This is a genomic window from Ulvibacterium sp., assembly GCF_965228935.1.
GTDB lineage: Bacteria > Bacteroidota > Bacteroidia > Flavobacteriales > Flavobacteriaceae > Ulvibacterium.
Map to the genome: position 1 here is coordinate 5025258 of NZ_OZ245846.1, position 24375 is coordinate 5049632.

The window sequence follows — 24375 nt, forward strand, 5'->3', positions numbered from 1 at the left end:
TGATTTCCAATCTTTATCCGTTCCGAATGTTTCAAATAATTCGAGTACTTTTTCCTTTGTCGTATTCATCGTTAGCTATCGCCTTTATTTCTCCATTACTAAATTCTAGGTCGTAATCCCTTTCGTTTTCCTTAAATTTAATTGCAAAAGCTGAGGAATGGGCTTTATCCCCTGTTGGAAACCAATCCTTAAGCTGTTTATTGATACAAATGAACAGTCCGTTCTCATCTCCGATTGCACAGAACCTTTCAAACCCACCATCATACTTTTGAAGATTTGCCATTGCGTTTAATCTATTAAAAATGGTTTCTATATCACTTACAGGTATTCCGATTTCTGAAATCTCAAGCAGCGAATTCACATCAAATTCCTCCTCCGTTCCATTCTGCAAGTTCTTTCGGGCTATAAATTCTACAATGTTATGATCCCTATCATAAAAGTAGATTGCTTTTGCGTTCCAAAAGTCAAAATCCTGGATTTCGTGTATCCCGTTTTTTAAGATTTCTACTCGCTCCTTTAGCCACTTTAAAGCCCGGATTTCTTGATTACAAGGAATGTTTATGGCGAAGTGATAGGGTTTGAATTTGTCGCTCCCAACAATTTTGAGTTTTGATTTACCTATTTGAAAAACTGCTTGGTTTTCGGATATATCTATTAGGGTCAGTCCGATTATTTTTGCATAAAACTCGACTTGTTTCGAGAAGTTCCGAGCGTATATTTTTAGTTCCTTAATTTGCATTATTCAGGTTATAGCGGTCGGTATAAATGGCGTTTTCCTACCCATCCGGCCCGCCTCCCAGAGTCGTACGGAGGGCAGGCAAGCGGGAATACCTTTTATACCCTGTTATGAGCCTTTTTGCCTTTTTAGAATTTTAACTATTCTGTTATTTATGATTTCGGACAAGTTCCAATTGTACAGTTTGGGATCGGTTGTACTGTAGAACTCGATAACAACAGCATCAAGGTCTTTGTGATATTTTGCGAAACTCTGGTAACCGGGAACCCAACCGCCGTGTTCATACTCATAAATGGAAGCATATATTTCCTGTTCTCCCGGTTTAAACAATGAGCCATCGTTCAATGCCCTCAGAAAAGTACCCACGTCTTCCGCTGTGGCGTGCATACCATGATCGCTTGTCTTTAAGTCATGGGGATATCCTACATGATAGCCACTCATCACATGGTCTACATTTACTTCGCTCAGGGAACTAAAGGTGTTGTTGAGATGTAATGGAGTTAAAATTTCTTCCCGTATGAATTGAAAGTTGCCATAACCTAGAACATCATCCATAATCTTATTGATCAAAAGATAATTTGTATTACAATATTCATAGTCTTCACCGGGTTCAAAGTTGGCCGGCTTGTCCAGGATCAATGCAAGACCTTCTTCATAGGTCTCTGTTGGAGCTGCCCAAAAATTCGGTGCATCCGTAAAATTGGGAATGCCACTTCTATGCTGTATCATCAACCTCAAGGTAATTTTATCAGCGTTTTCAATTCTTCCCACAAGTTCCGGTAAATAATCCGCGATGGTCTTGTCCAAAGAAAGCCGCCCATCACTTACCAATTTGGTAACGGCCACAGCATCGTATAGCTTGCTAATACTGGCAATCTTAAACAATGCGTTTGGATTGGCGGGTATCTCGGATTCTCGATTATGCCAACCGGAAGCAAAATACTGCGATGGTTTACCAGCTTGGTCTACATAAACGATCATTCCATCAAATCCATGACCAATAGCTTCATCCAACTGTTCTTGGACTGTATCCGGTAGCGGAAGCATCCATGCCTTGACCAAAAGCCATGGCACAAAGAATAAGGAAATTGCCGTGCCCAGCAATAACACTATTCTAAATATTTGTTTTGTTTTTTTCTTGGTCATAACTCTGGACTCTAAATTTCCTAATTGCCAATAACGTCCATGTAGAAAGCGTGTGCTCTCATTTTGTGGATAGCATTAAAGTAGTGAAGTCTACCGATGCTCACAAACTTTCGGATACCGACATCCCTCGCAAATCTAAAATTCCCGGGGAGCGTAGGTCTCCAAACCGCACAAATATTTCTCGGCGGCAGACTCATGGACGATACTGATGCAAACTGTAGAATGCCCATAAGCACATTCCTTATACATAGTATTAGCTGTTGTTATTTCTTCGTGTTTGTAGCTATTCTGAATCCTAAGTCATCAATTTTAAAGGAGAAAGGATGACTTCTTCTTCGAGTAGTTGCCATGACGCTTCTTTCTTGGTCACACCAACCGCCCCCCCGAAAAACACGGTATGTTCCGTAAACTGTTTCGTCATAAATGTCTGAGCACCATTCCCAAACATTCCCAAGCATGTCGTAAAGCCCCCATTTATTAGGTTTCTTTTGTCCTACCTCCTGAGTTTGATTGTTAGAGTTATGTTTGAACCACGCAACTTCATCCAGTTCCCCATATCTGATATTTCGGGTTCCTGCTTGGCAAGCATGTTGCCATTCTGCTTCTGTTGGTAGTCTAAATCCATTTGATGATAAATTCATTGTTACTTTCTCTGAATCTAGGTCGATTTTATAGCATTTATCCTGACCTATTAATTCAGAAAGAATATTGCAGAAGTTCACTGTCTCTATCCAGGAAACCGTTTCAACTGGTAACCTATCACCTTTAAAAGTGGAGGGGTTTTCGTTGGTTACTGCTTGATATATTTCCTGAGTTATTGGGAATTTGGAGAGTTCAAATGAATCCACATCAACTGACCAAGCGTCTTTTTTTCTGTCATCTCTCATGCTGACTAATCCATTTGGAATGGTAACGAATAAGTCACCTATGACTGATATGTCCAATTTCGATAGTTTAATTTCTGTGGTACTCAATAACAGCTAACAATGGTATATGATCATTGATTATACATCCATTATGGGAATACCTCAATGCCATCCCGTATTCCCTATTATCTGCGCCACACAAAGTTACAGGTTTGTCCTATACAAAAGGGCTTTCCCTCCTTTTTCTGCCTCTGAGGTGTTCGGAAACACAAAAAACGGTTTGAGTTCCCCCAAACCGCTATAAAGATTACAGTAGCTATCCGAATCAATTGCTATTTGCGAATGTATTCAAATAGCGTTTTGTATTTTCTTCCAGTAATCTAGCTTCATAGTTGAACATTGCTCCATAAAACACATGGAGGTGCGTTACCTCACAACCACAATATTCAAAGGTCAAATGGAGGTCGTTTAAAAGACCTTTTACCGAAATGCCCGTTGGTGCATTATAGGACTCCTCCGGGCCGCCGGTAGAGACCGCAAAGCCTATTTTTTTCCCTTTAAGTCGGTCTCCCTCGGGACCAAAGGCCCAACCGTAAGCAAATACCTCATCTATATATTTTTTCAAGGCAAAGGGGGTACTATACCAATGGATGGGAAATTGAAAAATAATTTCGTCAAATGCCTCCAATACTTCTTGTTCTCTTGCTATATCGAATTTTAGGTCTGGATAGACTTCGTATAAGGCATGCACTACAAATGCCTTGGCATTCTTTTCCAACATTGTTTTCCAGGCTTTGTTCACTATGGATGCGTCAATATTGGGATGGGCAAGTATTACTAACTTCTTCATAGCTTCATTTTTTGGCCACTGCGGAATTTTTTTTGCTTTTTACGTAAATGGTCACGGCAGTTACATAAAGCAATGCGATACCCCAAAAACCGGGATCGGTAAAAAAACCGATGTGGTCGCCCCCCTGGGGGATTACAAAAAATGGCACCGTAATCAGTGCATCCAAGAGCATGGTCGTCAAAAACATACCGATTCCCAATACGATTCCACTTGTGTCTTGATCTCTTTTCAAATAATAGGTTGCCCCGACAATAGCAGCCGGAATTATGGCAAATGCCAATACCACATTGGCCTGATGTTCCGGGTTCGACATCACTGGAATAAAGAATGAGGTTAAAAATGCCGCTACTCCAATGGCGTAAGCGATGCATCCAGCCACTAGGACGTTTTTGAAGTGTATTCTTTTCATGATTTTGCGTTTTAAAATTATACAGGACAAAACTGCAAAACAGATGGGGTATCGGTCGTCCTTTTAATTTGCTAGGAGGTACGAATGCGCATCAGGACTTTTGGGTCATTGTGCTTGTTGTTGTTTTAGCCAGTCCTTGGGTGTCCGGCCGACCGTTTTTTTGAAAAAATCATTGAACACGGATTTTGAATTAAATCCGCTTTCCAATGCCAGGCCTAAGATGCTTAAGTGCCTATTCTTTGAATCCATGGCCCTAGTCTGAAAATCCTTGAGCCTGTATTCATTTACAAATTCATAGAAGTTTTTATGGAGTATTTCATTGAGAAGCCAGGATAATTTATTCGGATGTAGACCTACCTTGTCCGCTATATCCTTGAGTCCCAATTTTGGTTCCAGATATAGCTTTTCCGACTCCATTACGGCCATTAGTTTTTCTCTGAATTCTTCCGCCTCCGATCCTGTGAGGCGGATACTTCTGGTTTTGTCCGGGCTTGCTGTTATGATGTTGTTTTTAGGACAGCTGCCCAACACGATTTCCCTAAATGTTTCATTACCGTAAAGTGGCTTTAGCCAAGGATCATATTTTAAATAGAGTACCTGGCCCATTCTATTTTCAACCTTTTTTCGAAGAAGTTCCAGTGCTTCATTGTATTTTTTCTTGTGCACCAATACATAAAGATCCCATGCGAGCAAGGGCTTAAACCGGGAGGTGTAAACATTTTGCAGTAAATCATCATCAAAATCCTGATTGTAATGAACCAACCGATATAGGGCATGAAACAATTTGCCGGTGTCTAAATTGAAGGAGTCCAATGCCTTTCTAAATGTATCTTCATGGCCCAATAAGATGGAACAGGATATGCGCAACTCTTGCGATATTGAAAATGTCGGGTCTATGGCGATACCCTTGTCCAAAATAGCTATGGCTTCCGATAGTTGGTCTTGTAAAAATAAAATTTGCGCCTTGGTGTAGTAGTGTGTTGGTGATAAGGGATTAATCTCAATGCTGGACTCAATATGTTTTTTGGCCAAAAGGAAATTACCGACCAAGGCATTCATTTCGCTCATAAACTCATTGTTGGAGGCGTCCTGAGGGAGCATTTCGTAGGCCTTGGACAATGATTTATAGGCTTTGTCAAACTCCCACAATCCCCAAAACAAATGTTTGGCTATGCTGTAAAATCGTGTACTGGACGCAATATTGAGCATATTCCCGGCACTAAAAAAATGGTTCACCCGCTTAAAGGCCTCTTCCTTTTTCATGGTTCCCCAGGAACCTAAAAAACTATAGCTTAATCCAGCTCCAAAATACGGTAGATCAAAGGTCGGATCTGCTGCTATACTCTTTTCATATTCCTTGGCGGCACTGGCAAAACCCGTCATATCCCAAGTATTGTACAATTGTTTTGCCTTTAGGTAATGCTGATAGGCGGCAACATTCCTAGTACTAACTTTAAAGAGCTGTTCACCAACATCCAGATGACCGTAGTTCTCCCGGATTTTATCCGCTATTAAAAGGCTTATTTCATCCTGTAGTTCGAATATTTCGGGAAGTTGCCTATCAAAAGTTTCAGACCAGATATGAAATCCATCCGAGGTTCTAATGAGTTGTGCCGTAATCCGAATTTTATCCTTGGACTTGCGTATACTCCCTTCTAAAATGAGACTGACATTTAATTCCCCACCAATTTTCCGAACATCCTCATTTACATTTTTATACGCAAAAGATGAAGTTCTTGCTATTACTTTTAAACCGGAAACTCCAGTTAGGGAATTGATAATTTCTTCGGTCAATCCGTCCGAAAAACTTTCATTATCGGGGTCGGAGCTCCTATTCGTAAAAGGGAGTACCGCTATGGATTTTGAGTTTATCAAGACTGTAAAGATGGATTATCTGGTTTATTCCAGCGCAACTACACCTACATTATCGATTTGGGGAAATATACACATTGATGTCAAAGCACTTAGCAAAATACCACAATTTATTTCTACTTCTTTCCTCCTTAACATAAGTAGGCGTTTGCTCCGTATCCAAAGAAAAGTCCACAAAAGGGCATTTTCGTCTTTCCATAGGATAGGTTTTTTAGGCGTGGTGCCCGGTTCGACCCCCTCTGCTTTCAGCATCCTGCCCGTTCCGTTCAGGCGGGCTCCCCTTAAAAAGGGGAGAACCTTTGAATTAACTATTCAATTGATATGATAACTAAAGAGATAAAAAGGATCTCGTAAAGATTCCCCTCCTTATATTGCATCCGACGAGTACCGATGAACATCGGGGCGAGAGGAATGCACAGGGTGCCTAACAGGCGGGGTGGTTGGAAAACTTAGCTCCGAAACGCATTTTGAATCCCATCGAGTACCATATCCATTTGTTCAAAGACCCATCTGTTTTCAAACCGGATTACCGTAAAACCCATTTTTTCCAATTCCTGGGTACGTTTAAAATCATAGGCTTCGTTAAACGAATTATAATGGATCGCACCATCCAACTCCACAATCAATTTCTTTTCAGGACAATAAAAATCCACGACGTAATTGCCAATACTGTGTTGTCTTCTAAATTTCCTGCCCTCGAGCTGCCTTTTGCGTAAGACCTTCCATAACCTCGATTCAGCCTTGGTGGAATTGTTCCGCAATTCCTTCCTGAAATCCTTAAGGTATTTCCGATTGTGTAGCTTGTTGTTCATGTACTAAATGTACTGTTTATTTAGGAACCCCTCCGCCTGTCGGCACCTCCCCTTAAAAAGGGGAGGATCTTATAAATAGCTTTTCAATGAGCTGATAATCAACAGAGAAAAAGAAAAAAAACGACCCCGTCCTAAGACGGGGCCGAATCGCACTAAAAACATCACTCCTGATCCCAATCAATATTAAGGTCTTGCCTATTCCTTAATCAATTTTCCACGGTAGGTTCTCCCATTTTGAAAGTCCATGATGGTGTACACGTACATCCCGGGATGTAGCCTTGGTACCTCCAAACGTACCGCACTTTTGTTTTGTTGGGTGCCTAGATAGTCTTGGTATACAATCTGTCCACCAATATTCGTCAAGCTTACAGCAACCTTTTCCGTTTCGGCAGGTAGGGTTACCACCGTATATTCCGTAAAGGGATTGGGGTAATGTTTTAACTCCACCTCCTCAATGATTGGGTCTACCTGTACACTTTCCACGGAATCAAAATTCGCTATGGTCACGATTTTATCCGTTTCTTCTTCCTCTTCCTCTTCTTCTTGGGGGACATCCGAGTTCGTTAATGCCATACCCTCAATTTCCAAAGTAAAGGGTGCATAGGTCTGGTAATCCCCCTGTACGGAGAATACAATGGTCTTAACTTGGGTAAAGTCCATGGATTTGCCTTCATGGTTTTTGAAGTCGGCCAAAGCGATACTTTGGGCCGTGATATCGGTATGGGGTTCCAAGGCAAATCGCAATCGCTCTTCCCACCGATCCGTGGCATCCGTCACCAAGCTAACCTCTATGGGCCTATCATTTTGAATGTTGAACCGTAAAAAGTTATAGTCTGTAACATCCAATTGCAAATCCCCGGCCAATAGGTTTCGGAAAATATTGATGGTTTCCCGTACCTCGCCCTTGGCGCTTACACTGCGCTCAATCGAATGACCTTCCTTGGGCATGGCCTCTGAATGTTCCTTGATTTCGAACGCGGCTATGGCATCCACATTGGGGTTCATATCGGCACCCCAAGGGCCATCCGCCAAATACATGGCATCATGCTGATAGGAATTCTCGGCCAATATGGATATGCCTATGTCGAACAAATATCCGGTATCTACGATCACTTCCTCTTCCCAGGCACCGCTTAGGGTAATCATCTTGTTCAGATTGCGTTCCTGCTTCTGCTCGCTCACCTTATAGTTTCCATCGATATTCAACCAGCTTGCGCCTACTTTGTTTACCACATTTAGGTGTAACTTTCCCGCTTTGTAGTAACCATTTTTGATAAAGACGGTTGGAAGAATGTCCGTTCCCTTAAACGTTTTCAATTCTTTTTGCTGGGACAAGGTATTTAGAATATGGTTCACCAAGGTAGTTACCTGACCCATACTATTGCCCCATACCTGAAAGTTGTGATAGTCCCCTTTAGGATAGGCATCCAGATTCCACAAGCTATAGAGACGTTGCGAGGTACCTTCATTCTTAATCGAAAAGGTCAAGGCGTACTCCACGGATCCGTTGGCCCTTTGCAGTTGGGAATAGACGAGTTCATGACCCTGAAGGGTAACCGTACGGACATCCAACAATTGGGAATCGTTCAATCTATCGCAAATGGTCTTGGTATGGTTATAAACCTTACCTTTGGTCTCGGTGGCCAAGGCCGCAGAAACACGACTGGTCCCTTCATAATAGTCAATGGAAAAGATGTTTTCCGCATTGGTGATGTTCAACAAATCTTCCGGACTGGATACATAGGTAGTTTCCGTACCGAACATCCCGGAGGAAGGGAAATAGGCATCCAGTTGGCCAGATTTGGCCCCCAGGGACTTATACGTCTTTTTGTCGTATTTGCTTTGCCTTTTCTTGGTGTTCTTAAAGCTGTTGCTCTTGTTACGGTCAAAATTTCGCTTTGCGATCAAACGGGCCAAATCCCCATTACTTTCCAGACCACCATCATTTCCCGAACTTACGGGCGCGTGGTCCGTAATCTTATTGTAATTGGCGGTTTCAATGGCCGTGTAGGGGTTAGCGGTAATATAGAACAAGGCGTCGTTAAAATCCTGGTCACAACTGGCATAATCCCTTCGGATATCCTCAAATCCCAAAATAATCCGCTCATTGTCTGGGTCGTTCAATAAAACATTATGATAGCGAAGGTTTTCCTCACGCTCCGGATTATATTGCGTACCGGAATACAATTGCCAAAGACCGGAGGTAACTCTTCCCTTCCATCCATTGGCCAATAATACCCAACCTATAGAGGTACCGGGAGAGAAACGGCCAAGTTTTACCTTATGGCCCACCTCCAGGCTACCTCCACTGTATTTGGCGGAGACATTGGGAAAAACAATGGTAATCTCCTCCGGACTGGGTGCTTCCAGTGATGGGTTGGACGTATCGTATGTATAAAATCCGAGTACGTTCTTATACCCGGCACCCTCACCCACAAAGGTTACCCAAACATCGGCGGTTTCCTTGATTACGATATCCGTATCATACCCGGAGGTAATATATTGCGGATTGTAATCCGGAACGGGAAATCCCTCGGGAAGGGCATCCGCTATCAGATCCAGAGTCTCTTGGGATACCTCATCCTTTTCGTCAAAATACTTTGGGGTACCGTCCGAGGTATACTCCCCCAAGAAATTATAGTTCTGACCGTAACCCGTTCCGAGAAAGGTCAAAGTTGCCAATAGAAGTAAAAAATTTTTCATATTAAGTAGGTTTTAGTTTATGGAACAAATATCCGAACGAAAACAAGGGTCTTATGGTCAACTTCGGTGGATGGTCATTTACTGTAGTTGAACCGTTTGTCTTTGTAGATAAGATATTCGCAAGTGAATAGCGTTGATTTTCAGGTAATAAAGAATTTCTTGAAACCGACTATCCCCAAGGCAGAGCCATAGAGGTATTTCGCAGGTTCTATTTTGGCCTAAGGATCAAAAACCGAAATTCTGTATTTTGCCTCACCCAAAACCACTTACGTGGTTTTGACCTCTCCAAAGGAGAGGTGAAACCGGAAACCCCGGGGCAGAGCCCGAGGAATTCTTTTCGAATAAAAAAAGCGCCGATAAAGGCGCTTTACACAATGAAAGCTATTTATAACAAGCCTGCCATGGACAGGGCGACACCTACAACCACGGAGCTTATAACAGTTTTAAGCCCAGTTACCAATGCTTTCAATGCAAGAACAAGTATAAAAGTTTTCATAGGTAAAAGATTTAGGGTTACACTTCTTTTCTACCCTAAATATACCTATAGAAACGACCTTGGTACGACCAAGATAGACCAGTGGCACTTAACTATGGACAGATCGTAGTTTTCCTAAGGGGAGTAGATTTACAGAAGATTCAATCGGCGCATCAACTCGGGTCTATTAGAGCGGCTAATGGGAATGACGTTCTTTTCAATCAAGACGCTATTATCCTCAATATCAATGATTTTGGTAAAGTTGATGATATAGGATCGGTGAATTTGCAAAAAGAGATGATCGGGCAATTTTTCCTTTATCTTCTTTAGGGTGGTATGTACGTGGTACTCCTCTTTTTCGGTCTTAATGTCGATATAATCTCCTTTGGCCTCGACCATCAAAATCTCGCCTAAGTTTAGTTTAATCAGCCTCCGGTCAATATTGATGTAGAGATCGTCCCCTATTTCCGGTGATGGTTCCGTAGCCGATGCCTTGGGTTGTTGGGTCAAGGAATTCCTGACCTTTACAATACATTTTTCAAAACGTTCACTGGTAATCGGTTTGACCAGATAATCCACAATGGCCTCATATTCATAGGAGGCAATGGCAAAGTCGGTATCCGAAGTGGTCAGGACCACCTTGGGCGGATTCTTTAAGGTCTGTACAAAATCTATTCCGCTAAATCCGGGCATATGGATATCCAAAAAAACCACATCAATATCCTGTTGATTTAAAAACTTAATGGCGTCAATGGCATTGTCGAACTCCTCAATAACGTCCAAATCCGGAACCTTGGAGCAAAGCTGATTTACAATGGCCCGTGCGGCCGCTTCATCATCAATAATAATACAGTTCATGCTAGATGGTATTTAGATAGTCCTTTATGGTGTTTAGAATTCTTTTGAACCTGTGATGCATCTCGGTACGACCTGCCCTAAGCTCTTCCTCATAGTTCACCGCCAACTTATAGGCCTCCTCCATACTCAAAATATTAAACTTGTGTTTGAGCTTATGTACGATTTCCGCGGCCGCCCGCGGTTCATTATTTTGAATATGGTTTATATAGATAGCCGTTTCTTCTGGGAACTCCTTCTTTAAAATATCGATAAACTTTTGTTCAAAGGCCAAATCATCTCCGGCAAGCTCTTTTATATAGGTAAGATTGGGTTTCTCCTGCATACTATTTCTTTAAGGTAAAATAAAAGGTTGTGCCACAACCGACTTCACTTTCCAGCCAAATTTTTCCTTCATGGAGGTCTATGATCTTCTTTACGATGGAAAGGCCAATTCCCGTGGAACGTTCCTCATTGCCAATGGACTGGAAAATCTTGAAAATCTTTTCATGGTATTCCTTGGGGATGCCCACTCCATTATCCTTAATGCTAAATTCCCAGTGGGTCTTTCTATCTATGGAACTGATTTCCACTAGACCCTCTTCCTCCTCAATATTGACCACGGCATTGCTAATCAAATTTTGAAAAAGCTGATGTATCTGGGTCTTATCCGCAGTGATGGTGGGCAAGGGGTTCATGATGATTACACTCACGTTATCCGGTACAAAAATGATTTCCCGTATTTCCTGTACCACGGTATTGAGATCTACCGCCGAGGTATCCAAGGTATCGCTGTTGATACTGGAATACTTCAAAATACCATCGATCAAATTATCCATACCCTCTATCTTTTCCTGTATTTGTTGAAGGTTGAATTTTCCATTATCATCCAGGATATCGTGATAATCTTCCGTTAACCAACTGGAAAGGGCACTAATACTACGAAGGGGGGATTTCAGATCGTGGGACACGATATGGGCATACTCCTGTAGCCCCTGGTTACTCTTTTCCAATTCTTGCAATAGCTTTTCCTTTTGCAGTTCCAGTTGCTTTTGGTTCGTAATATCCAAATGAATCCCAATGGAACCGATGACATTTTTGGCATCATCATAACGCGGTGCACCACTTATAAGCCAATGCCGCGTAGATCCGTTTCTATGGAGTACCTCGATTTCGTAGGAATCCGAAATACCTTTGAGCCGTTTGTCCGTCCTTTCTTCTACAATTTCCCTATTCTGTACCTTTAGTACATCTATGGCCGGCCGCCCTAAAAGTTCCTCTTCGGCAAACCCGCTCATTTGGCAAAAACTCTGGTTGGTCAATTGGATGATTCCATTATTGTCCACCTCTATCAACCCTAGGTTCATATTGGCGATGATATTACTGTATTTTTCCTTTTCGGCCTCTAGGTTCTTCTTGAAATTCTTACGCAGGGTAACATCTTGGTAGGTCCACAAGTGTCCCTTGTACACCCCATTGTTGAATATGGGGATATAATCGCGTTCCAAAATTCTTCCGTCCACCATTTCCAATTCATCGGAAAGTACAAGTTTCCGCTGCTTTAGGATGCTTTCGATCCTTGATACAAAACCTTTTGGATCCTTAAAATGTATTTTGTTCTGTTCCGCGGCATTACTACAATCCGCACCTTTTAAATTTTCGGGAGCTACAGGTATTTTGAAAAGGGAACAGAACATTTGATTGGTCAAGGCTATTTTTCGATTTTCATCTTCCAACAATACCCCGGTCTGTAGGTTGGCAATTAAGGTGGAAAGCCTATTTTCTGAGGCCCTCAACTGTTCCTCGGCCTCTACTTCCTTGGAAATATCCTCTATCAAGGCCACTTGGTACTCCATATTCCCATGCGAATCCTTAACGGCACTTACGGAAGTCTTGGCCAATAAAACGGAGCCATCTTTTTTACGATATTTTTTAATGATCACAAACTTATCCAAACTGCCCCTGTTCATCTTCTCCATCATTTTCTGGGTATCATCATCATTATCGGGAACTGAAATATCCCGTATGGACATGGTGTTCAATTCATCGGAATCATAGCCCAATAACTCGCTAAAGGTGGTGTTGGTCTTAATAATTTTTCCTTTATCCGCTAGTACGATACCCAACGGAGAGTTCTCCACGATGATATCGAGTTGTTTTCGCTGTTCCCCAAGCAACTCCTTGATCTCCATTTCCCGTGTAATGTCCCTTATGATGCCCTGGGCCGCTATGGGTTTGTTCGCTTTATCATAAATAAGACTGCTATTGATCTGTACCCATTTTTCGGATTGGTCCTTGATTCGTATTTTGGATCGGTAGTTTTTAAGGGTTCCTACTTCCAATAAGGATTTAAAGGATTCTGCCGTATATTGAACGTAGTCCGGGTGTACCAGTTTCGAAAGATCAATGGGTTCCTTTTGCTCGTCATAACCCAAAAAATCCCGTGCCGATGTATTCATATTGATTACATTGCCCTGCAAATCCATTACTACATAGGGGTCAATGATGTTGATAAAAACCCCGTCCATTTCAGAGGCTTTTTCGGAAAGAAGGTTTTCCAGCTTGCTGTTGGCCTGTTTTAGATGGTGGGTTACATCATAGAGCTCCTTGGATTTCTCCTCCAAAATCCGTTCCGCTTGCTGGCGTGCCTTTTTTTGGCGCTCAAGCGCTTTTTTAAGAAGAGCGACTTCCTTACTGTCCATTTTGGACAATGTCAAATTTAACTTCGGTACCATCTTCCTTTAAGAGTTGATAGGTGATATCCGCTTTGCCATTGAAGTGTTCAAAAGTTTTTTCGATTAAGCCATGGGCCAACCTATATAATCCCCGGGACGAGGAATAGATCATGGAAATTGAAGTATCCGTCTTTTCCAAAATTTTAAAGGCGGGCAATTCGGCATCCGGATATAGTTTTTTTACATGTACGTGAATGTGATCTTCAATGGAATACAAAAGTCCTAAAGGTGATTTATAGCTTTGTATTACCTCCGGATGGGCCTTGCCCAGACTATTGAAAAGATAAAGCCCAAAAGTGTAAATAAGATCTCCAACAGGGATATCCACCTCCTGGCTCAGACCGGTAATAAGGCTTACCATTTCATTAAAATCATAGGTACCTACCGAGGTATATATCCCTTCCGAGGGCAGATCCGCTTTTTCAATAATGGTATCCACTGTTTCCAGACCGAATTTGGATTCGACCATTTCCAAAAATTCCGTAAAAACAATTCCTTTCATTTTGATTTAATTTCAAAAATAAAAGTAAGAAAAGTATCACCTATGACAGAAAATTTGTTGTGAAACCGGGTTTTCTGTTAGCCTTTTACCAGTTCGTTAACATCCCAGTACTCCAAAACCCTTTGCAGTTTGGATTGATATTCCTCATATTTTAGGGGCTTTATCACGTATCCGGCAATTCCGATCTTATAACATTCCAGTAAATCGGCCCGATTTTCGGAAGTTGTAAGGATAACCGTGGGCAGGTATTTTAGGGTATCATGCGCCTTAAGAATTTTTAGGAATTCTATCCCGCTCATTCTGGGCATATTCAGATCCAGGAGGATAATATCCGGGAGAGCGCTATCGGACTTCAGTTTTTGTAAGGCTTCCTCGCCATTTCTTGCTTCGGTAATAACGTGCTTGAGCTTGAGCTTTGAGACCGTCCGTCTTAACTTCATAAGCTCAATATTATCATCTTCGATAAATAGGATATTCATGTTTTTGTGCCTTGGAATTCCATGATAAATTTCAAAATTTTAGAGATTTTTGCTTTGGCCCTATAGACGGATGGACAATAACTGTAGACGAATGGTAGATAGGTTTAGGTGAATTAAAATTAGAAAACGGATAATAAGGTTTCTTATGGCTTTAAATCCATAGGGCCTCCATGTATTCAACATTGAAGGTTATTCAAAATCAAGTATTAATCAAGCGAGAATATCCTTTACTACATGTCCGTGTACATCGGTAAGCCGATATCTCCTTCCCTGATGCTTAAAGACCAACCGCTCATGATCAATACCCAGCTGATTCAGAAGGGTCGCTTGAAAATCATGTACATGGACCGGGTTTTCAACAATGTTATAGCCAAAGGGATCGGTCTTCCCGTACACCATTCCGGGTTTGATGCCCCCGCCGGCCATCCACATGCTAAAACTTCTTGGGTGATGGTCCCTGCCATAGTTATCCTTCGTCAACTTTCCTTGGGAAAAACTAGTCCTTCCAAACTCACCTCCCCAAACTACCAAGGTATCCTCCAAGAGACCGCGTTGTTTTAAATCCTTCACCAAAGCAGCGGATGCTTGATCTGATGATCGGGCCATTTTTACGATTTCCGTGGGGAGGTTGCCATGCTGGTCCCAACCCATATGGTAAAGTTGGATGAAGTTCACATCGCGTTCTGCCAATCTTCTGGCCATAAGGCAATTGTAGGCATAGGTACCAGGGATACGGGCATCCTTACCGTACATATCAAAGATATAATCCGGTTCTTGGGAAAGATCCGCAATCTCCGGAACACTGGCCTGCATACGATAGGCCATTTCATACTGGCTGATCTTTGAATCGATTTCGGGATCGCCCCATACCTTTTTTTGCTCGGCCTCCAGTTGGGAAAGGTAATCCAATTCGCGTCTCCTACTCTTTTTATCTATTCCCATAGGATTGCTCAAATACAATACGGGATCGGAACCCGACCTAAATTGTACACCTTGGTGGTGCGATGGTAAAAATCCGCTATTCCAGGCCTGCATGTTCAGATTTTGTGCACTGTCCTTCCCTCTGGACAGCAGTACAATAAATGAAGGCATGTTATCATTGGAACTTCCCAATCCATAGCTCATCCAGGAACCCATACTGGGTCTTCCTACCTGTTGTGACCCGGTCTGCATAAAAATCACTGCCGGTTCGTGGTTGATCGCCTCGGTATACATGGAGTTGATCATACAGATATCCTCGGCTATACCGGAAGTGTGCTTCATCAATTCGCTAAAATACCCCCCTGTTTTTGAATGTTGATGAAATTTGAACTTGGATCCCACCAACGGAAAACTGGATTGCGCGGCCAGCATACCGGATACGCGTTGACCGTTTCTGACGGAGTCGGGAATTTCCTCTCCCCAGCGATTCATTAGCTCGGGTTTATAATCGAAAAGCTCAAACTGACTGGGCCCACCACTTTGAAAGAGGTAAATGACCCTTTTGGCCCTTGGTGTATGGTGTGGGCCCGAAAGGACTCCACCATTGCTCAAAGTAGCCGCTTTGATATCCCTGGGGCCCGGTGAGGCCAATAGATCCGGAAAAATCAAGCTGCCCAGGGCGAGACTGCCCAGTCCCCGGCTCGTGGTACGAAGGAATTCCCTTCTGTTCTGCAGGTATTTTGCTTTTTGGATGTCCTTGCTATAATCCATAGTTCTAGTTTTTGTAATAGGCCTCCGTGGAATTCAAGACCGTATTGGCTACTCGGGCCAATGCCGCATTTTCTATTATGGGAATTTCGCGAGCGGGTTCCATCGCCCCAATACTTAAAAATTTCTTCGCTTCGGTAGGCTTGGAGGCAAAATAATCTTTCTCTTCGTGATACTGCCGGGTCAATATGTTCCTTTCGTTTTGTGTGGGTGTCCTTCCGATCAATGCCATAAAAACTCCATCAATGGCACCGGGTAGGTCAAACGATGTTTCCTTCCATATTCTTTCGGAAAGTACCCTACAGGCCTCGATAACCTGTGGGCTGTTCAATAGCACAAGTGCCTGAAGTGGTGTGTTGCTGCGCTGCCTTTCCACTTGGCATTCACTTCGGTTGGAGGCATCAAAAACCAGCATACCGGGGGCAGGAACATTCCGCTTCCAAAAGGTATAGAGGCTACGTCGATATAAGCCGTTTTCATAATCCACTTCATAATCCGGGAAAAAGGCATGGGTTATCGTTTCCCGCCATAGGCCTTCGGGCTGGTACGGAAAAACCGATTTCCCGCCTATCCTTGGTTCAAGGAGGCCACTGGCCGCCAGGACATTATCCCGCACCATTTCTGCGGACCTCCGGTATCTAGGACTTCTTGCCAATAAGATGTTATCCGGGTCAATGTCCTTAAGGTCCTCCCGTACAACGGAAGATTGCCTATATGTGGCCGATGTGACCATTTGCCGGACCAGTCGTTTTACGTCCCATCCGTTTTCCATAAAATCAACGGCCAACCAGTCCAGAAGCTCGGGATGACTGGGCAAGGCCCCTTGATTGCCAAAATCCTCATTGGTAGAGACCAATCCTTGGCCAAACATTAAATACCATATTTGATTTACGGCGACACGGGCCGTCAATGGATTGTCTTCATGTACCAGCCATTTTCCCAGACCGTATCTATTACGGGGTAAATTTTCCGGCCAAGGTAGAATGGTTTCGGGAACATCGCGCCCTACCTTATCGGTCGGGGCATCATACTGACCCCGATCTAAAATATAGGTAGGCCGTTCCTTATCCAAATCGCCCATCACCATGATTTCCTGAACGGTATCCATCGTCTGGATCTCGCGAAGTTGAATTTCACGCAAAGCGTCCCGTTCTTTTTTCAGCTTTTCATCCAAGTGGAGCGTATAAAATTCCGTTGCTGCCTCCGATGTGGAAGCCATAGCTTGTTGGAACGATTCCCTCCCCCTTTCTGCATCATACAAGTATCGGGCCATGAGCTCTCCCGCTTCGACGTTCAGGATACGAACATCATCCAGGAAACCGCCATCAAAATGCTGGTCATAATGGCTGGCCCCCAAAATAAGGCCCTGATAATGCATATAGACCGTAGCACGTTTGTCGGTATAGGGCTTTGTGGATCTGAGTACATTGTTCCGGAGAATTTCCGGATCCCTTAATTGTCCATTTTGATAGATTTTCATACCCTTGGCATCACTGGAGCCATCATAGGTCCATACAAAATGCTGCCATTCGTTTAGTGGTAATTCTTCCTTTAAACGAAGGTCCAAGGATTGATAGGGATGTGCATGGCTTAACCTAAAGGACAACCTGGTACTGTCCAATACCACGTCCCAACCCCGATAACCCTGTATGCGACCGTTACCATTATAGAAAACACGGGCCTCGTCAAATTTCTTGGGGGTTTTGATCCAAAAGCTTACGGTAAAAGGTTCTGTTCGCTCAAAACTGATCCTACTTCCGTCCGCTATCAATTGCCCTTCCTGATATTCCAAAGCCAGACCTTTCTTCTCTGGGACAAAGGCATGCCCATGGTACTTCGCGTCCTTGGAACCTTTTGCACGATCTCGGCTTATTCCATTGGCCGATTGGTCAAAATCGAGATGCACCATGGTGGCATCATCCGCTATGCTTTCCATAATTTTGGCGGAGGGATCGGAACTTGCCCATTCCAGGGCCAATGGCTTCCTTTTCCCAACTTCCTCCTGAATATGGGACGATTTCGTCTTAATCTCACGCTTCAGGAATTCCCATAGTTTCGCAACACTTTCTTCCCCGGGCACTGGCATTACAGGTCCCGCATTCATGGAAAGTTCAGGTGGGGCATCATTTCCATTCTCGATGGAATTGTACGCGAATATGGCATCCCCTCGCTCCACCGTACTATTGAAAAAACTAAACAGCTCAAAATAGTCCTTTTGGGATATGGGGTCGTATTTGTGATCATGGCAGCGGGCACAAGCCACTGTTAGGCCCATAAAGGCCGTACCTATGGTATTGGTTCGGTCGGCAACGTATTCCACCCGGAACTCCTCCGGTATGACTCCGCCCTCGGAGTTTTGCTTGTGCAAACGGTTAAAAGCCGTGGCCAACCTTTGCTCATGGGTACTTTCGGGAATTTGGTCTCCTCCTACCTGCCAAAGGACAAAATCGTCATAGGGCAAATTTTGGTTATAGGCATCGATGACCCAATCGCGATAAGGCCACATCTCATGGTGAAAATCGTCCAAGTATCCTTCACTATCCGCAAAACGTGCCACGTCCAGCCAATGGGCCGCCATTCGTTCGCCGTACGAAGGCAAGGCCAATAGGCTATCGACCAATCTTTCATAGTAATCCGGGGCACCGTCGGCCATAATACGTTTTACCTCTTCCACCGAGGGCGGTAGGCCGGTCAGATCAAAATATAACCTGCGTATCAATACTTCCCGCCGCGCCATCGGGGAAGGTTCAATATCGTTTTCCTCCAGTTTGGCCGCTATAAAATGGTCGATTTCATTACTGGCCCAATCCTTGCCTGCTTTGGGAACTTTCTTTTTTTCAGGTTTGGTAAAGGCCCAATGGGGTTTGTATTCGGCACCTTGTTCTATCCATTTGCTGATATACGCAATCTCTGTTGGACTGAGGGTGAGGTTCGATTCCGGAGGAGGCATCACTTGATCTGGATCGGTCGCCACCATTCGGTGATATACCTCGCTCTTTCCCAGGTTGCCCGGTCTAATGGCAACTCCGGCCCCCGAGCGCAATGCGGCATATGCCGAATCGGCTATATCCAACCTCAAACTGGCTTTCTGATTATTTTTGTCCGGTCCGTGACAAGCGAAACATCGGTCCGAAAGGATGGGCTTAATATGATAGTTAAAGTCGATGACCTCGGGCAGCTTGGCCTCGGCCAATTTAACTTCCTTAGGTTTGTCCACTCCACAGCCCATAACGAGCGCGCCCAGGAACACTAACAGTAAGCAAGTTTTTCCCTTATACATTTCCTTTATCTTTCCCATAGATCAACTTAGTCAAATAGCAATTTTTCAAGAATCGGTATAACTTCAATATTCCACAATCGTCAAAAGTCAAATCCAATTATCCGAACGATCTATGGAAATACTTTGTTATATTTGCCCTTCATTTTCAACCGAGCGCACGTGGCGGAATTGGTAGACGCGCTAGCTTGAGGGGCTAGTGGCCATTAGGCCGTGGAAGTTCGAGTCTTCTCGTGCGCACCTCAAGTGCCGTGGCAGAATTTGCCATGGCATTTTTTATTTCCCGCTTTCCCTACCTTTAGATCAGCTACAATCTTTTGACCTTAACGTTTCTAAACCACACTCCCGCACCATGGTCCTGTAGACCCAGATACCCATCATTGGCCTTACCATAGTCCGGAAAATCGTTCCATTTGCCACTGTTCCTCTTCTCTTTCCAGTCTTCCGAGAATTTATTGAAGGTAACGATCTTCTCACCATTAAGCCAATGCTCTACCTCTCCTTTGTTAAAAACTATCTTGGAGGAATTCCACTCCCCTACAGGTTTCAGCTGTTTCTTGTCCTTATCCGCTACATGCATGGCATAATTTGCGCCACTTTTTTGCCATTCCTTTATGGGCTCGGAAAACCCATCATCGTCCAACAACTGATATTCAGCTCCCGTCTCGTAAGGTGCTTTGTATACAGTGTCCTCCACCACATGGTAAAAAATACCACTATTGCCTCCAGCCGTTATCTTCCATTCCAAGCTCAGTTCAAAATTATCATAGGTATCCTTGGTGATGATGTCCCCGCCAATATCCCCTCCTGTTCCATAGCATTCGATGATATCGTCCTTAAACTGCCAATTGCCGGGAAGGGAATCTTCATTATAGCCTCTCCATAAGCTGGCATCCATTAAGGAAATCCAATCATCGTTCCCCATGGTCATCTCCTGGGTCACAGGCGATGTTTCATTATGCTTCTTCCCCTGTTTAAAGGAAACTGCCATCATTGAAACCACACAGATTAGGCCGAATATCCTATTCATCTTTTTTTAATTTTATAGTGTTATTCCTTTTTAAAAAGCCCTACACAAAGTGTACCCCATAAAGTGCCATAGACAAACTTTGAAATAATCGGTTCATATCAAGTTGTACGGACAAGCTAAATATATCAAATTATTGAAAAATTGAACCCCGATATCCACATCTTTCCGGGGATTTTATCAAAATGAGGGCTTTTTTTACTGAAATTTTAACAATCAGACCATACAAGTACTTATATTTAATTGTAAATTTGTTTAAACTTTTCTTGTAAAGTATGAACAATGTAAAGAAGTTCTTTAGTATTAGGGATCTGGAAAACCTATCTGGAATAAAAGCACATACCATACGTATTTGGGAAAAACGATATGGATTACTGTCACCGGAAAGGACAAGTACCAACATAAGGACCTACAGTCTTAGTAGCCTGCAAAAACTATTGAACGTTACCTTACTGTATAACAATGGTTACAAAATATCCAAAATAGCCAAGATCCAGGAAGAGGATATTCCCCTGAAGGTCAAGGAAATTGTTGCGAAAAACAGTGTTAAGAACCATGCCATAAATGCCTTTAAACTGGCCATGGTAAATTTTGACCAGACCCTATTTTTGAATACCTATAACAGCTTGTTGGTGGATAAATCCTTCAGGGATATTTTTTATGACGTATTCATACCGCTTTTGAACGAGCTGGGACTACTTTGGCAAACGGACACCATAAGTCCGGCACATGAGCATTTTATCACCAGTCTTATCAAACAGAAAATCCTGATCAACACGGAAAAACTCCAACACTTGGAGCCGACCAAGACCGATAAGGTATTTGTGCCCTTCCTACCGGAAAACGAAATTCATGAAATTGGTCTTTTGTACCTTAATTATGAAATTATACTACGAGGTTATAAATCCATTTACCTAGGACAGACCGTTCCCTTGGAAACCTTAAAGGATGTGATAAAGTATTTTAACAACCTCTATTTTGTTTCCTATTTTACCGTAGCTCCTTCCAAGGAAAAACTCCAACGCTATGTTGAGGATTTTACGGAAATGATGGCCGGGTACGAAAAGCCAAGGCTATGGTTGTTGGGCCATCAAACCCGATATCTGCGGGAAGACGGTCACCCGGATTTTATACGGACATTTACCTCTATTGAGCAGGTCGTCAATGAATTGTAACTGAAATAGAGCGCCCTATCCCCCATTGCAATGAACAAAAAGGTTATCATAATCGGCTCTGGTTTTTCCTCCTTATCGGCCTCATGTTATTTGGCAAAACAGGGGTTTGATGTTGAAATCTATGAGAAAAACAGCACCGTGGGAGGTAGGGCACGGCAATTGGTACGGGATGGTTTCACCTTTGACATTGGCCCCAGTTGGTACTGGATGCCGGATATTTTCAACAAGTTCTTTGCCGACTTTGGAAAGAAAACATCGGATTTCTACCAATTGGAAAAACTAAGTCCGGCTTATAAAATCTTTTTTTCCGATGACATAATCACCATTGGGGACACCATGGATAAGATTTGTGCCGAATTTGAGCGCATAGAAAACGGAAGTTCGGTACCCTTGCGCAAATTTATCCATAAGGCCCAACGGAACTATGAAATAGCCATAAACGATGTGGTGCTTCGCCCCGGTATTTCGCCTTTTGAATTGGTCACCAAGGATACTGTCTTGCGGGTAGACCAGTTTTTTAAGACCATAAGCGGGGAAGTAAGAAAGAATTTTAAAAATTCCAAATTGGTTTCCACCTTGGAATTTCCGGTTTTGTTCCTGGGCGCCAAACCCAGTAAAACCCCTTCTTTTTACAGTTTTATGAATTTTGCGGATTTTGGACTGGGCACTTGGCATCCCAAAGGGGGAATGTATGAGATTATAAAGGCGATGCGCAATTTGGCGGAAGAGTTGGGTGTTACCGTATTTACAGACAGTCCGGTAGAGAAGATACGCGTAAGGAATAGTAATTGCATTGGAATTGTCACCAATGGAAATGAGATAGACAGTGATTTCGTATTGAGCGGTGCGGACTACCATCATTCGGAATCCCTACTGGACAAAGCTCATAGACAATACTCCGAGACCTATTGGGAGCACAAAACCTTTGCGCCTTCATCATTGTTGTTCTATGTTGGCTTCAACAGGAAATTGAAAAATGTGGAGCATCACAATCTGTTTTTTGATACCGATTTTGAACGACATGCGCAAGAAATCTATGATGAGCCCAAGTGGCCTTCCGACCCGCTTTTTTATGCCAATTTTCCATCAATAACGGATAGTGGCATGGCCCCGGAAGGATGTGAGACCGGTTTCTTCCTGGTACCCATCGCCCCAGGTCTGGAAGATACCCCGGAATTGAGAAGTCAATATTTTGACCTAATCATGCAGCGGTTTCAAAAAATTACCAAGCAACAAGTCGAAAAGAACATCATTTTTACAGAATCCTTTTGCGTAAAGGATTTTGTGGAAGCCTATAACTCATACAAAGGAAACGCCTATGGCATGGCCAATACGTTACTGCAAACGGCCTTCCTTAGACCTGGGTTAAAAAGCAAAAAAGTAAGGAATCTTTACTTTACAGGACAACTTACGGTTCCAGGACCGGGCGTACCCCCCTCATTGATTTCAGGGAAACTGGTATCTCAATTAATTGCCAAACAAAAATGAAAGGGGTATGAAAGCGATTTTTGATAAAGTTTCCTATAGTTGCAGCAAAATTGTAACGGAGTCCTACAGTACCTCCTTTGCGCTTGCCACCAAAATGTTGGACGCCTCCATACGATCGGACATCTATAACATTTATGGGTTCGTACGTTTTTCGGATGAAATTGTGGATACGTTCCATGATTATGAAAAACAGGCGCTTTTTGATAATTTTGAAAGTAGCCTGGACGATGCGTTGGAAAACAAAATAAGCCTAAACCCTATTTTGAATTCCTTTCAACATACCTATCACAAGTATAAAATACCCTATCATTTGGTAGCTTCATTTATGAAGAGCATGCGTATGGACCTTACCAAAAGCACCTATCTTTCCGATGAGGAGTACAAGGCCTATATTTATGGATCGGCAGATGTGGTGGGTCTTATGTGTTTGCGTGTATTCGTTAAGGGCGATGAACAAATGTACGAACAGTTGAAGGATTCGGCCATGGCTTTGGGATCCGCTTTTCAAAAAGTGAATTTTTTAAGGGACTTAAAGGAGGATTTTGAAACCCTTAACCGTACCTATTTTCCGAATACCGACCTAAACGAGTTGGATGAAGCCTCCAAACACGAAATAGTGGAAGATATCAAGAACGATTTCAGAAAAGGATATGAAGGAATTCTACAGTTGCCGCAAGAAGCCAAATTTGGTGTATATACGGCCTATAAATACTACTATGAACTTCTAAAAAAGTTGCAGAAAACGCCCTCCTTGGAAATCAAGAATACGCGGATACGGGTTCCAAACTATCAGAAAATAGGTTTATTGGCCAAATCTTATGTGAATTATAAATTACATTTGGTATAGGATGACAGCACTAATTTGGATTATCATTTTTATCGGAACTTTTTGCTTCATGGAATTTATGGCCTGGTTTACCCATAAGTACATTATGCATGGGTTTTTGTGGAGCCTACATAAAGATCATCATAAAAAGGACCATGACTCTTGGTTTGAGCGGAACGATGCCTTTTTTATCTTTTATGCTGTTGTAAGCATGTCCTTCATCATGATAGCGACTTCCAGTTGGTTTTGGTATGGATGGCCCATAGGGCTGGGTATAATGGCCTACGGCGCCACATATTTTCTGGTTCACGATATTTTTATCCATCAGCGTTTTAAACTCTTTAGAAACGCCAACAATTGGTACGCCCGCGGCATACGACGTGCCCATAAGATACACCATAAGCATTTGGGCAAGGAGGACGGTGAATGTTTTGGAATGCTTTTCGTTCCCTTTAAGTACTTCAAAAAATAGCT

20 protein-coding genes and 1 tRNA gene are annotated in these 24375 nt (G+C 42.9%); 5 read left to right on the forward strand and 16 right to left on the reverse strand.

From position 1 onward, the window contains the following. Positions 1 to 31 precede the first annotated feature (31 nt). The 15 genes from ACO06Y_RS21125 to ACO06Y_RS21195 form a co-directional block, all read right to left on the reverse strand. Positions 32 to 739 carry a VOC family protein gene (locus ACO06Y_RS21125; protein ID WP_422081033.1) on the reverse strand — a complete coding sequence of 236 codons (708 nt, stop codon included), beginning with the start codon at positions 737 to 739 and terminating at the stop codon, positions 32 to 34. 105 nt (positions 740 to 844) lie between these two features. Next, positions 845 to 1882, reverse strand: coding sequence for a serine hydrolase domain-containing protein (locus ACO06Y_RS21130; RefSeq protein WP_422081034.1), 1038 nt, complete (start codon positions 1880 to 1882; stop codon positions 845 to 847). 263 nt (positions 1883 to 2145) lie between these two features. Next, on the reverse strand, positions 2146 to 2856 hold the full coding sequence (locus tag ACO06Y_RS21135) for a formylglycine-generating enzyme family protein (protein ID WP_422081035.1): 711 nt from the start codon (positions 2854 to 2856) through the stop codon (positions 2146 to 2148). Positions 2857 to 3073: 217 nt separating this feature from the next. Continuing rightward, positions 3074 to 3598, reverse strand: a complete 525-nt coding sequence (locus ACO06Y_RS21140) for an NAD(P)H-dependent oxidoreductase (RefSeq protein WP_422081036.1) — start codon at positions 3596 to 3598, stop codon at positions 3074 to 3076. Positions 3599 to 3602: 4 nt separating this feature from the next. Further along, a complete protein-coding gene (locus ACO06Y_RS21145) occupies positions 3603 to 4007 on the reverse strand; it encodes a DUF5367 family protein (protein ID WP_422081037.1) in 405 nt (134 codons plus the stop codon). A 105-nt stretch (positions 4008 to 4112) separates the two neighbouring features. After that, positions 4113 to 5882, reverse strand: a complete 1770-nt coding sequence (locus tag ACO06Y_RS21150) for a helix-turn-helix domain-containing protein (protein WP_422081038.1) — start codon at positions 5880 to 5882, stop codon at positions 4113 to 4115. Between the two features lie 446 nt (positions 5883 to 6328). Next, on the reverse strand, positions 6329 to 6691 hold the full coding sequence (locus ACO06Y_RS21155) for an endonuclease domain-containing protein (RefSeq protein ID WP_422081039.1): 363 nt from the start codon (positions 6689 to 6691) through the stop codon (positions 6329 to 6331). A gap of 195 nt (positions 6692 to 6886) precedes the next feature. Continuing rightward, positions 6887 to 9394, reverse strand: a complete 2508-nt coding sequence (locus ACO06Y_RS21160; RefSeq protein ID WP_422081041.1) for a DUF4114 domain-containing protein — start codon at positions 9392 to 9394, stop codon at positions 6887 to 6889. Between the two features lie 625 nt (positions 9395 to 10019). Continuing rightward, the gene (locus ACO06Y_RS21165; protein ID WP_422081042.1) at positions 10020 to 10727 is read right to left on the reverse strand and encodes a LytR/AlgR family response regulator transcription factor; all 708 of its coding nucleotides are present in this window, start codon (positions 10725 to 10727) and stop codon (positions 10020 to 10022) included. A 1-nt stretch (position 10728) separates the two neighbouring features. Beyond that, entirely contained in the window at positions 10729 to 11049 is a 321-nt protein-coding gene (locus tag ACO06Y_RS21170) for an Hpt domain-containing protein (RefSeq protein ID WP_422081043.1), read from the reverse strand. Between the two features lies 1 nt (position 11050). Beyond that, positions 11051 to 13405, reverse strand: a complete 2355-nt coding sequence (locus ACO06Y_RS21175) for a PAS domain-containing sensor histidine kinase (protein ID WP_422081044.1) — start codon at positions 13403 to 13405, stop codon at positions 11051 to 11053. Then, complete coding sequence (locus ACO06Y_RS21180) at positions 13395 to 13940, reverse strand: heme NO-binding domain-containing protein (protein ID WP_422081046.1); 546 nt, start codon at positions 13938 to 13940, stop codon at positions 13395 to 13397. Before ACO06Y_RS21180 ends, ACO06Y_RS21175 begins: the two co-directional genes overlap by 11 nt. 77 nt (positions 13941 to 14017) lie before the next feature. Further along, positions 14018 to 14419, reverse strand: coding sequence for a response regulator (locus tag ACO06Y_RS21185; RefSeq protein ID WP_422081048.1), 402 nt, complete (start codon positions 14417 to 14419; stop codon positions 14018 to 14020). Positions 14420 to 14629: 210 nt separating this feature from the next. After that, positions 14630 to 16111, reverse strand: a complete 1482-nt coding sequence (locus tag ACO06Y_RS21190) for a DUF1501 domain-containing protein (protein ID WP_422081050.1) — start codon at positions 16109 to 16111, stop codon at positions 14630 to 14632. A 4-nt stretch (positions 16112 to 16115) separates the two neighbouring features. Then, positions 16116 to 19406, reverse strand: coding sequence for a DUF1553 domain-containing protein (locus ACO06Y_RS21195; protein ID WP_422081052.1), 3291 nt, complete (start codon positions 19404 to 19406; stop codon positions 16116 to 16118). A gap of 135 nt (positions 19407 to 19541) precedes the next feature. Here ACO06Y_RS21195 and ACO06Y_RS21200 point away from each other — a divergent pair. After that, positions 19542 to 19625, forward strand: a tRNA-Leu gene (locus ACO06Y_RS21200). A gap of 67 nt (positions 19626 to 19692) precedes the next feature. Here ACO06Y_RS21200 and ACO06Y_RS21205 read toward each other — a convergent pair. After that, positions 19693 to 20415, reverse strand: coding sequence for a 3-keto-disaccharide hydrolase (locus ACO06Y_RS21205; RefSeq protein ID WP_422081053.1), 723 nt, complete (start codon positions 20413 to 20415; stop codon positions 19693 to 19695). 272 nt (positions 20416 to 20687) lie between these two features. On the opposite strand from ACO06Y_RS21205, the gene ACO06Y_RS21210 reads away from it, so the two are divergent. From ACO06Y_RS21210 to ACO06Y_RS21225, 4 genes are read left to right on the forward strand one after another with little or no spacing between them, the layout of a single operon-like run. Then, positions 20688 to 21587 carry a MerR family transcriptional regulator gene (locus ACO06Y_RS21210; RefSeq protein WP_422081054.1) on the forward strand — a complete coding sequence of 300 codons (900 nt, stop codon included), beginning with the start codon at positions 20688 to 20690 and terminating at the stop codon, positions 21585 to 21587. A gap of 30 nt (positions 21588 to 21617) precedes the next feature. Continuing rightward, the gene (locus tag ACO06Y_RS21215; protein WP_422081055.1) at positions 21618 to 23075 is read left to right on the forward strand and encodes a phytoene desaturase family protein; all 1458 of its coding nucleotides are present in this window, start codon (positions 21618 to 21620) and stop codon (positions 23073 to 23075) included. Between the two features lie 7 nt (positions 23076 to 23082). After that, a complete protein-coding gene (locus tag ACO06Y_RS21220; protein WP_422081056.1) occupies positions 23083 to 23922 on the forward strand; it encodes a phytoene/squalene synthase family protein in 840 nt (279 codons plus the stop codon). A gap of 1 nt (position 23923) precedes the next feature. Beyond that, positions 23924 to 24373, forward strand: a complete 450-nt coding sequence (locus tag ACO06Y_RS21225) for a beta-carotene hydroxylase (RefSeq protein WP_422081057.1) — start codon at positions 23924 to 23926, stop codon at positions 24371 to 24373. Positions 24374 to 24375 lie beyond the last annotated feature (2 nt).

Bases quoted from the DNA above. Each gene is read 5' to 3' on its own strand.
- ACO06Y_RS21125 (WP_422081033.1), bottom strand. From the start codon at position 739: ATGCAAATTAAGGAACTAAAAATATACGCTCGGAACTTCTCGAAACAA.
- ACO06Y_RS21130 (WP_422081034.1), bottom strand. From the start codon at position 1,882: ATGACCAAGAAAAAAACAAAACAAATATTTAGAATAGTGTTATTGCTG.
- ACO06Y_RS21140 (WP_422081036.1), bottom strand. From the start codon at position 3,598: ATGAAGAAGTTAGTAATACTTGCCCATCCCAATATTGACGCATCCATA.
- ACO06Y_RS21145 (WP_422081037.1), bottom strand. From the start codon at position 4,007: ATGAAAAGAATACACTTCAAAAACGTCCTAGTGGCTGGATGCATCGCT.
- ACO06Y_RS21155 (WP_422081039.1), bottom strand. From the start codon at position 6,691: ATGAACAACAAGCTACACAATCGGAAATACCTTAAGGATTTCAGGAAG.
- ACO06Y_RS21160 (WP_422081041.1), bottom strand. From the start codon at position 9,394: ATGAAAAATTTTTTACTTCTATTGGCAACTTTGACCTTTCTCGGAACG.
- ACO06Y_RS21165 (WP_422081042.1), bottom strand. From the start codon at position 10,727: ATGAACTGTATTATTATTGATGATGAAGCGGCCGCACGGGCCATTGTA.
- ACO06Y_RS21170 (WP_422081043.1), bottom strand. From the start codon at position 11,049: ATGCAGGAGAAACCCAATCTTACCTATATAAAAGAGCTTGCCGGAGAT.
- ACO06Y_RS21175 (WP_422081044.1), bottom strand. From the start codon at position 13,405: ATGGACAGTAAGGAAGTCGCTCTTCTTAAAAAAGCGCTTGAGCGCCAA.
- ACO06Y_RS21180 (WP_422081046.1), bottom strand. From the start codon at position 13,940: ATGAAAGGAATTGTTTTTACGGAATTTTTGGAAATGGTCGAATCCAAA.
- ACO06Y_RS21185 (WP_422081048.1), bottom strand. From the start codon at position 14,419: ATGAATATCCTATTTATCGAAGATGATAATATTGAGCTTATGAAGTTA.
- ACO06Y_RS21190 (WP_422081050.1), bottom strand. From the start codon at position 16,111: ATGGATTATAGCAAGGACATCCAAAAAGCAAAATACCTGCAGAACAGA.
- ACO06Y_RS21195 (WP_422081052.1), bottom strand. From the start codon at position 19,406: ATGGGAAAGATAAAGGAAATGTATAAGGGAAAAACTTGCTTACTGTTA.
- ACO06Y_RS21205 (WP_422081053.1), bottom strand. From the start codon at position 20,415: ATGAATAGGATATTCGGCCTAATCTGTGTGGTTTCAATGATGGCAGTT.
- ACO06Y_RS21210 (WP_422081054.1), top strand. From the start codon at position 20,688: ATGAACAATGTAAAGAAGTTCTTTAGTATTAGGGATCTGGAAAACCTA.
- ACO06Y_RS21215 (WP_422081055.1), top strand. From the start codon at position 21,618: ATGAACAAAAAGGTTATCATAATCGGCTCTGGTTTTTCCTCCTTATCG.
- ACO06Y_RS21220 (WP_422081056.1), top strand. From the start codon at position 23,083: ATGAAAGCGATTTTTGATAAAGTTTCCTATAGTTGCAGCAAAATTGTA.
- ACO06Y_RS21225 (WP_422081057.1), top strand. From the start codon at position 23,924: ATGACAGCACTAATTTGGATTATCATTTTTATCGGAACTTTTTGCTTC.